Source organism: Streptomyces sp. NPDC017520, assembly GCF_044329855.1.
In the GTDB taxonomy this organism is placed as follows: domain Bacteria; phylum Actinomycetota; class Actinomycetes; order Streptomycetales; family Streptomycetaceae; genus Streptomyces.
Map to the genome: position 1 here is coordinate 220,970 of NZ_JBIRKB010000007.1, position 9,092 is coordinate 230,061.

5 protein-coding genes are annotated in these 9,092 nt (G+C 74.4%); 2 read left to right on the plus strand and 3 right to left on the minus strand.

Features of this window, described 5'->3' with window-relative positions:
- The first annotated feature begins 77 nt into the window (after positions 1–77).
- Positions 78–2,948 carry an ABC transporter substrate-binding protein gene (locus ACH4KB_RS19090; protein ID WP_398067057.1) on the plus strand — a complete coding sequence of 957 codons (2,871 nt, stop codon included), beginning with the start codon at positions 78–80 and terminating at the stop codon, positions 2,946–2,948.
- A 51-nt stretch (positions 2,949–2,999) separates the two neighbouring features.
- Here ACH4KB_RS19090 and hemW read toward each other — a convergent pair whose 3' ends face one another.
- From hemW to ACH4KB_RS19105, 3 genes are all read right to left on the minus strand, one after another.
- The gene (gene hemW, locus ACH4KB_RS19095) at positions 3,000–4,241 is read right to left on the minus strand and encodes a radical SAM family heme chaperone HemW (protein WP_398067058.1); all 1,242 of its coding nucleotides are present in this window, start codon (positions 4,239–4,241) and stop codon (positions 3,000–3,002) included.
- 214 nt (positions 4,242–4,455) lie between these two features.
- A complete protein-coding gene (locus ACH4KB_RS19100; protein WP_398067059.1) occupies positions 4,456–6,555 on the minus strand; it encodes a SpoIIE family protein phosphatase in 2,100 nt (699 codons plus the stop codon).
- 177 nt (positions 6,556–6,732) lie between these two features.
- Positions 6,733–7,215, minus strand: a complete 483-nt coding sequence (locus ACH4KB_RS19105; RefSeq protein WP_398067060.1) for a DedA family protein — start codon at positions 7,213–7,215, stop codon at positions 6,733–6,735.
- A 332-nt stretch (positions 7,216–7,547) separates the two neighbouring features.
- On the opposite strand from ACH4KB_RS19105, the gene ACH4KB_RS19110 reads away from it, so the two are divergent.
- Positions 7,548–8,744 carry an MFS transporter gene (locus tag ACH4KB_RS19110; protein ID WP_398067061.1) on the plus strand — a complete coding sequence of 399 codons (1,197 nt, stop codon included), beginning with the start codon at positions 7,548–7,550 and terminating at the stop codon, positions 8,742–8,744.
- Positions 8,745–9,092 lie beyond the last annotated feature (348 nt).

Consider the following 9,092-nt stretch of genomic DNA (forward strand, 5'->3'; position numbering starts at 1 on the left):
CACCATCGGTTATTGAGGTGGGGGAACGGGCAGGCGGTTCACGGGCCGAAGGGCTCACGGGGGAAGGGCAGGGACCGATGGCGCGCGAGGTCTGGCGGGACAGTGCGGACAACGAGGCGGCCTCGGCCGTCTTCCACCTGATACAGCAGCTGATCGACCGGTACCGGGTCAACCGGCCGGTGATGCCGCTCGTGGTGGTGCAGGCGGCGGACGCCGGGGCGGGGCCGGAGATCGACGCGCGGGTGGAGCAGCTCGTGCATCAGGTGCACCGGGCCAACGAGTTGCGGCGGGTGCCGGTGCGGCTGCTGGACGGCGAGGGGGCGACCCCGTACGAGGCGGCGCTCGACATGGTGCGCACGCTCTCCGAGAAGCCGTGGGAGACCCGCGAGAACACCCAGTACAAGACCTTCGCGTTTCCCCGCTCCCGGCTGCTCGGGGCGATCGAGCAGGCCACCGCGACGGTGGTCGAGCAGTCCGCCGGGAACACCTCCGAGGTGCGCGAGGAACGGATCCTGGAGCAGCTGAGCCGGCTGCGCTGGCGGTCCGGCCGGCCGCGCGGGGGCACCCGGTGGGCCTCGCTGCGGCAGTCGGTGCGGCCCGAGACGTTCGTCGGCGCGCTCTTCATCGCACTGCTCAGCGTGTTGCTCGGGGAGATCGACTGGCTGCTGACGGCCCTGGTGGCGGCCGTCGCGCTGATCGGGCTCGCCGTGGTGGGTCTGGCGAGCCGGGCCGCGCCGCCGCTGCTGTGGCTGCGCCGGGCCAGCCGGTGGTTCGCCACCACCTCGTCCCTGGCCGCGTCCAGTACCGGCTATCCGTCGGACGGCTGGTCGTGGCTGTCGCCGAGCGGTTCGTGGCGGGTGATCCGGGCGCGGGCGGCGGCGGTCGCGGAGCGGGTGGCGGACGCGGGGGCGGGCGACGAGTACGCGCGCCAGTTCCATCTGGAGCTGCGGGTGCAGGCGCTGCTGGAGGACCTGCGGCACAACTACCGCCCGCACTCCCTGGACTGGCGGCGCAGCAAGCGCACGGTCCCGCCGGTGGTGTTCCTGCCCCGGGCGACCCAGGACAACGGCGGCATTCTGCTGATCAACGCGATCAACAGCGTACGGTCGCGGCGCAGCGAGGTGGATCCGCTGCTGTTGCTCGCCTCGCTCCAGGCCCCCGAGATCATGCGGCACACGCCGCCGCTGCCCCCGGAGCGGCCGGGCCCCGGCGCACCAACCGGTTCGTCCGGGGCGCGGGCCCGCTACGAGCGCTGGGTCGACGATCTGAGTCTGGGCCAGTCGCCGGGGGCGGCGGCGACCCTGGCGTGGGTGCTGCTGCTGCCGCTGTCCACCGAGAAGCTGACCCACGAGCACGCGCACGCGCAGCTCGTCACCCACCGGGTGCGACGGACGTGGGCGTGGTGGGTGATGTCGCGGGCGAGCGTCGCCGTGCTCGTCGTGGGCAGTCTGCTGGGGGCGTTCCTGTGGGCCGGGCACTGGCGTGACACGTACTGCCACGGGCCGCTGACCGACCGCAACACGGACGCGATCTGGGCCGGGAAGGGGGACGACCGGGAGTGCGTGGGGGTGGCGACCGCCCCCGAGGTGCGCTTCGCGCGGGGCAACGACCTGGATCTGGCCGGGGCAGGGGAGGGCATCACCTTCGAGCGGATCGAGCAGGCGATCCGGGACGAGAACGACGACATCGAGCCGGACGACGCGTACGTGACCATCGTGTACGCCGGTCCGCTCACCGCCACGAGCAAGGACCCCGAGGCGACCCGTAAGGGGCTGGAGGAGCTGACCGGCGTCTACCTCCAGCAGCGTGCGGTCAACAAGACCCGGTCGGTGAAGCTGCGGGTGCTGACGGCCAACGGCGGCGAGGGCATGCTGCGGCAGCTCACCGCCGTGCGGAAGATCGTCGAGGTGGCCCGGCGGGATCCGACGGTGGTCGGGGTGGTCGGTCTCGGCCGCAACACCCAGGAGAGCGAGAAGGCGGTGAGGCTGCTGCGCGAGGCCGGGCTGCCGGTGGTGAACACGACCAACTCCAGCAGCGACCTGCCCCGGGAGTTCCCCAACTACTTCGGCCTGGCGGCGACGGACGAGGAGCAGACGCATGCGCTGGGGCTGGTCGCCCGGCAGATCGCTAAGCGCCTCGACAACCCGCACGCGATCGTGCTGTCGCGCGAGGATGTCAACGGGGACCTGGACCGGTACACCGCCGAGCAGCGGGACGCGGGCCGGAAGATGCTGGCGGACGCGGGCTTCGAGCCGGGCAAGGACGTGACGTACGACCTGGCGGGCGCGGCGAGCCTGAACGCTCCGCTGAGAACCATCTGCCAGGCCGAGCGGGTGCCCGACGCGCTGTACTTCGCCGGGCGGGTCGAGGACGTGCCGACGCTGATGGGGGGTCTGTCGGTGACCACCGGGTGCTCGGACCGGCGGATGACGGTGTTCACCGGGGACGATCTGACGAAGGGGACGTTCGACGACAGCACGTCGATCGCGGCCAACGTCACGCTCTACCACAGCTCGCTCGCCCCGCTGGACCGGGGGAAGAACCTCGGTTTCTACGGGGACGCGTACCGCACGTTGCGGGCGCTGCACCCCGAGGGGGAGGTCACCGCGCTGGCGTCGGGGCGTCCCGCGTACGAGGACGGCCTGTTCGCCAGCGGGCAGACCGTCATCTCCTACAGTGCGACGGCCGCCCTGTACGACGCGGCGGCACGCGGCGACAAGCGCCGGAGCGCGGCGGAGACCTGGGCGACGCTGCACACGGTGGACCTCAACAACATGCCGACGGGGACGATCTCGTTCAGCCGGGCGAGGGCCTCGGTCTCCGACAACGTGCACGGCCTCAACATCGTCAAGGTGGTCCGTCCCAGGCCGGACGCCGATCGGACCGTGGTCTGCGGCAAGCCTGCCGGGGTCGCGCCCCCGCTGACGGTCAAGGACTGCCGGCCGTGAGGCGGCCCGGCTGACGGCCAAGGACTGCCGGCCGTGGGCGCCCCGGCCGGGTCAGTCGACGAGGTCGCGGACGACGGCGTCGGCCAGGAGCCGCCCGCGCAGGGTGAGGACCGCGCGGCCCTTCCCGTACGGCTCCGGGGCCAGCAGCCCGTCGGTCAGGGCGCGGCGGGAGGCGGCGAGGCCTTCGGGTTTCAGGAGGGAGAGCGGGCAGCCCTCGCGCAGCCGGAGCTCCAGCAGGATGCGTTCGACCCGGCGGTCCTCCTGGCCGAGGATCTCCCGGCCCGCGCCGGGTGAGCGGCCCTCGGAGAGCGCCTGGGCGTACGCGCCGGGGTGCTTCACGTTCCACCAGCGGACCCCGCCGACGTGGCTGTGGGCGCCGGGGCCCGCGCCCCACCAGTCGGCGCCGCGCCAGTACAGCTCGTTGTGCAGACAGCGGCCCGCCTCGGTGGTGGCCCAGTTGGAGACCTCGTACCAGTCGAAGCCGGCGGCGGCGAAGGCCTCGTCCGCGATGAGGTAGCGGTCGGCGTGCGCGTCGTCGTCGGTCATCGGGATCTCGCCGCGCCGGATACGGCGGGCGAGCTGGGTGCCCTCCTCGACGATCAGGGCGTACGCGGAGACGTGGTCGGGGCCCGCGCCGATCGCGGCGTCCAGGGTGGCCCGCCAGTCGTCGTCGGACTCGCCGGGGGTGCCGTAGATCAGGTCGAGGTTGACGTGGTCGAAGCCCGCCTGCCGGGCCTCGGCGACACAGGCCTCGGGGCGGCCGGGGGTGTGCGTGCGGTCCAGGATCTTCAGGACGTGCTGCTTGGCGCTCTGCATGCCGAAGGAGACCCGGTTGAAGCCGCCCTCACGGAGCGCGGCGAGGTAGGCCGGGTCGACGGACTCGGGGTTCGCCTCGGTGGTGATCTCCGCGTCCTCCGCGAGCCCGAACTTCTCCTTGATCGATGCCAGCATCCGTACGAGATCGGCTGCGGGCAGCAGGGTGGGGGTGCCGCCGCCGACGAAGACCGTACGGACCGGGCGGGGGTCGTCGCCGAGGACCTTGCGGGCCTGACGGACCTCCTCGATCAGGTGGGCGGCGTAGTTGTCGCGGGAGGCCAGGGCCCCGCCGGAGCCGCGCAGCTCGGTGGCGGTGTAGGTGTTGAAGTCGCAGTAGCCGCAGCGGGTGGCGCAGTAGGGGACGTGCAGGTAGAAGCCGAGCGGGCGGTCGGCTGCGCCTTCCAGGGCGTGGCGGGGCAGCGCCCCGTCGTCGGGCACGGGCTCACCATCGGGCAGTACGGAAGGCATACCGACCATTGTCGCTCGCCGCGGGAGTGCCCCGGACCGGGTGGCTGCTCGTCCACCGGCCCGTTCAGTCCGTGTGCAGGTCAGTCCGGTCCGTGCGCCGGCCCGTCCGGCCCGCGCGCAGGCCTGCCCGGTCCGTGCACAGGTCAGTCCGGTCCGCGTGCCGGCCCGTCCGGTCCGTGTGCAGATCAGTCCGGTCCGTGCGTCCGTCCGGCCCCTGCGCAGGTCAGTCCGCGTGCAGGACCAACAGGGCCACGTCGTCGTCCGGGGGCTGCTCGGCGAACTCGTGGACGGCCCGCCGGATGCGCTCGGCCGTCGCCTCGGCGGGCAGCCCGGCGCACCCGGCCAGCACCCGGGCCAGCCCGTCCCCGTCGTCGAACATCAGCGGGCCCGACCGGCGCTCGGTCACCCCGTCCGTGACGCAGAGCAGGGTGTCCCCGGGAGCGAGGTCGAAGCCCTGGCTCTCGTACGCCACGTCCTCGACGACCCCGAGCAGCACCTGGGGCTCGGCGGCCGGGCGTACGGAGCCGTCGGGGCGCAGCAGCAGCGGCAGGGGGTGCCCGGCGCTGGCCACCGTGCAGCGGACCCCGCCGTCGGGGAGCGGCACGACCTCTCCGTACAGCAGGGAGAGGAAACGCGACTGGGTGCCGTCGTGGAGCTGCTGGCCCCCGGCGGCGGCGACCATCAGGGCGGCGGCCTCGGCTGCCTCCATGGCGTCGTCGAGGAGCAACCGGTTCAGCCGGTCCAGGACCTCCCCGACGCCGAAGCCCTCCCGGGAGAGCAGCCGCAGCCAGGGGCGGGCGAGGCCGGTGACGACGGCGGCCTCGGGGCCGCTGCCCTGGACGTCGCCGAGGACGAAGCACCAGCGGTCGCCGGGGCACGGGAAGATGTCGTAGAAGTCACCGCCGACCACCCCGTCGTCGCTGGGTTCGTAGACGAGGGCGCTGGTGACGCCGGGGATCTCGGCGACCTTGCTGGGGAGCAGGCCGCGCTGGAGGATCCGGCTGATGGTGGCCTGGCGGGTGTAGGCGCGGGCCGCGCCGACGGCGAGGCCGAGGCGGCGGACGAAGTCCTCGATCAGTGAGGCGACGGCCTCGGGCACCTGGGCGACGCCCTCGCGGCCGACGAGGACGGTGCCGAGCGCCCGGCCGCCCACGGTGATGCGGAACGCGAGCGCGGCCCCGTCCCGGCCGCCGGGGTGCGGAGGCGGCGAGGGAGCGGCCCGCCGGTCCTCGCGGCCCGCCCGGCCCTCCCCGTACTCCGCCGGGACCTCCTTCCGGCCCTCCGCGTCCTCCGCCGGGACCTCCGCGTCCTCCGCCCGGCTCTCCTCCCGGCCCTCCGCGTCCTCCTCCCGGTCCTCCCCGACAGGGTGGGCGGGCCAGGGCACGGGGACGGAGACGGGACCGGAGCCGACGCCGGCCGGGAGGCGGAGGGGCTCCCGCTCCAGGACGGCGCGCAGGGGCTCGGTGCCGGTCTCGTCGCTGTGCCAGACGCGGGCGAGCCGGGGTTCGGCGGCCGGGCCCCCGCCCTCGGCCTCCAGCCAGATCGCGCACCAGTCCGCCAGCCGGGGCACCAGGAGCTGGCCGGCTATGGCGGCCACCAGGTCCTCGTCGAGCTGCCCGGCGAGCAGGTCGGAGGCCTCGGCGAGGAAGGCCGGGGCGCCCCGGCTGTCCCAGACCGCGTCGTCGCGCTCGGTGCGCCTGGCGGCGGGAGCGAGGATCTCGGCGGCGCGCAGGCCGCGCCGGAGGGACTCCCCGTCGGGCGGGGCGGGCGGGGCGCTCCAGTCGTCGACGGGGAGGCGGGCCCAGACGGTCTTGAGGCCGGTGCGGTAGGTGATGCCCCAGGAGTCGGCGAGGGTGGCGACGAGCTGGAGGCCCCGGCCGTACTCCGCGGGATCGGGCAGCTCCCCGGGGCGCACCCCGGCCGGTCCACGTCCAGCACCGGGCTCGTCGCCGCTCACCGGGCGGGCCGGGTGGTGGTCGGTGACCTCCAGGACGAGGGCGGCGGACGGCTCGTCGCCGCCCTCCTCCTCCAGCCTGAGCACCAGGTCGACGGTGGTCCCGGCGTGCACCACGGCGTTGGTGACCAGCTCGTTGGTGACGGTCACGGCGTCGTCGGCCAGCCGGTCGCTGAAGCCCACGGCCGCGGGCACCCCGATCCCGGTCCACTCCGCGAGCGCGGCCCGCACGAACCGGCGGGCGGCGGACGGGGCGAGCGGTATGCCGGGCAGGCTCGTGCGGCTGGCCAGGCGCGGGCCGTGCGCGAGCCCGGCACGGGTGGTGCCGGGACGCTGCACGGTGTCCCGCTGCAAGGGAATGGGCGCCACGGTGCGGCTCCTACGGTCCGACGACACCGACAGAGTGACAGACCGGTCGCACCCATAAGCACCGAGTTACCGAAGTGGACAGAAAATCGAGCGGATTCGAACGCAACGCTTCGGAAAACGCGTCACCGCGAGGGCCGGAGCCGGATCGAGGCCACGAAGGCCCTTCGCCGACCGGCTTCACGACGCGTCGGCAGCGGTGTCGCCGGAGGCCGGGGCCGCCCTCCTTCTGCGGTACCCCACCACCCCGCACACCGCGAGGAGGAGCGCCGCCACGGCGGACACCCCGAGGACCGTCCGCTCGGCGAAGAGCCTTCCCAGGACCTCCAGCACGCCGAGCCCCGCGGTCGCGTAGATCAGCGCCCAGGCGGCTCCGCCCACGAACAGCGCGGGGAGGTAGCGCGGCAACGGCATGCGCATGCTGCCCGCGAGGAAGTTGACGGCGGTCTGGAACCCGACCGTCAGGAAGGAGACAGCGACCACCGGCGCGCCCCACCGCTGGATGGCGCGCTCGGCGCGCCGGAACTTCGCCGAAGAGGTCAGCCCCGCGAACCTGCCGCGCCGGGCGCCGGCTCCCGCGAGCCACCCGACGGCGAACGTCCCTCCGGCGCGGAGCAGGACGATGACGTACAGGGCCCCGGCCGCGAGCGCGATCCTCTCCACACTGCCCCCACCTCGCGCGCGGGCCCGAAGCCCGCGTTCTCCGTCATCCGTGTGAGCGGTCCCGCCCCGCCGGCGCACGACGCGCGCGAGTCCGGACGACGTCCCTCACCTGCGCCACGCCCGTGCGCGTTCGGTCCGCCGGGCCTTCACCCGCGGCGCCGGAACCCGGACCCGCACACCCGGGCCCCCAGGGAAGGCCAGCCTAACCGAACGCGCACCCGGCGGACGCGGGGCGGTGGCCGCCTCCGACCGGATGAATTACTTACCACCCGGTCGGAATTTATCGACAGCAGGAGTGTACGTTCGTACGCTCTGGGGTTAGGGTCCTCCGCATGACCGTCGACATCGAGGCACGCCCTCTCCGCGCCCGGCGGAACGCACGGACCGCCGTAGCCGTGCTGTTCTTCACCAACGGGGCCGTGTTCGCCAACCTGCTGCCGAGGTATCCGCAGATCAAGGACGATCTGGCGATCGGCAACGGCGCCTACGGACTGGCGGTCGCCGCGTTCCCGGCGGGCGCCATCGCGGCCGGCCTCGCGGCAGGGGTGCTCATCCGCCGCGTGGGCTCGGCGGAGGTCGCGGTCGCCGGCACCCTGCTGACCGCGCTGGGGATCCTGGCCGCCGGCCTCGCCCCGTCGCCCGCACTGTTCGCGGGCGCCTTGTTCCTGGCCGGAGCCATGGACGCGCTGACGGATGTCGCGCAGAACGCGCACGGCCTACGGGTGCAGCGGCTCTACGGGCGCTCCATCCTGAACTCGTTCCACGCGATCTGGTCCATCGGAGCCGTCACCGGAGGGCTGATGGCCGCCGGAGCGATGGCGCTGGGGCTGTCGCTCGGCGTCCACCTCACGATCTCGGCGGTCGTCCTCGTTCTCGCCGCCATGACCGCGTGGCGCTTCTGCCTGCCCGGCCCGGACAACGAACCGGACGAGACCGGTCCGGAACGGCGGGGCGCCGAGGGAGCGGCCGGCGCCTCGCGCGTCGGGTACGTACTGGCGGCGCTCGTTCTGATCGCCACGGCCGGCACGCTCGTCGAGGACGCGGGAAACTCCTGGGCCGCCCTCTACCTGACCGACTCCCTGCACGCCTCCGCGGCGCTCGCCGCCTGGGGCTTCATCGCCCTGGTGGGCGCCCAGTTCATCGGGCGCGTCATCGGGGACCGTCTCGTCGACCGTTTCGGTCAGCGTGCCGTGGCCCGGACCGGCGGCCTGATCACCGCGGCCGGCATGGGACTCGCCCTGGCGGTGCCGACGCTGCCCGGAACCATCCTGGGCTTCGCTCTGGCCGGGTTCGGGGTGGCGACGCTGGTCCCCGCGGCGATGCACGAAGCCGACGCCCTGCCCGGCCTCAAGCCCGGATCGGGTCTGACGATCGTCTCCTGGCTCATGCGCCTGGGCTTCCTGGTGTCCCCGCCGGTCGTCGGTTACGTCGCCGACGCGACCAGTCTGCGCACCGGCCTGCTGGTGATCCCCTGTGCCGGGCTGCTGGTGGTGGTGCTCGCCGGGGTCCTGCGAGGCCGGCGCGGCTGAAGCGGGCGCGGACCTGCCGGCTCGGGGCGAGTGGAGTCGGCGCGGGCCCGCGGAGGCCGGGGCGTGAAGCAGGCGTTCGAGCAGGCGCGGCTGAAGTCGACCACCGCGGCGAACGACCACCGCGGCGCGGCGCGCACGCCGACATCCGCGATGCGCCACTCCCACCCGGTACTCCCGCCGGCCGGGCCGCCCGGTACGCCTGCCGCCCGGTACGCCTGCCCGGTCGGGCCGCCCGGGAACCGGCGAGCGGGGGGGGGGGGGGGGGGGGGGGGGGGGGGGCGCCCCCCCGGGCCCCCCCCCGGGGCGGCGCGGCGCGGGCGGCCCCCGCGCGGCGCGCCCGCCGGCGCC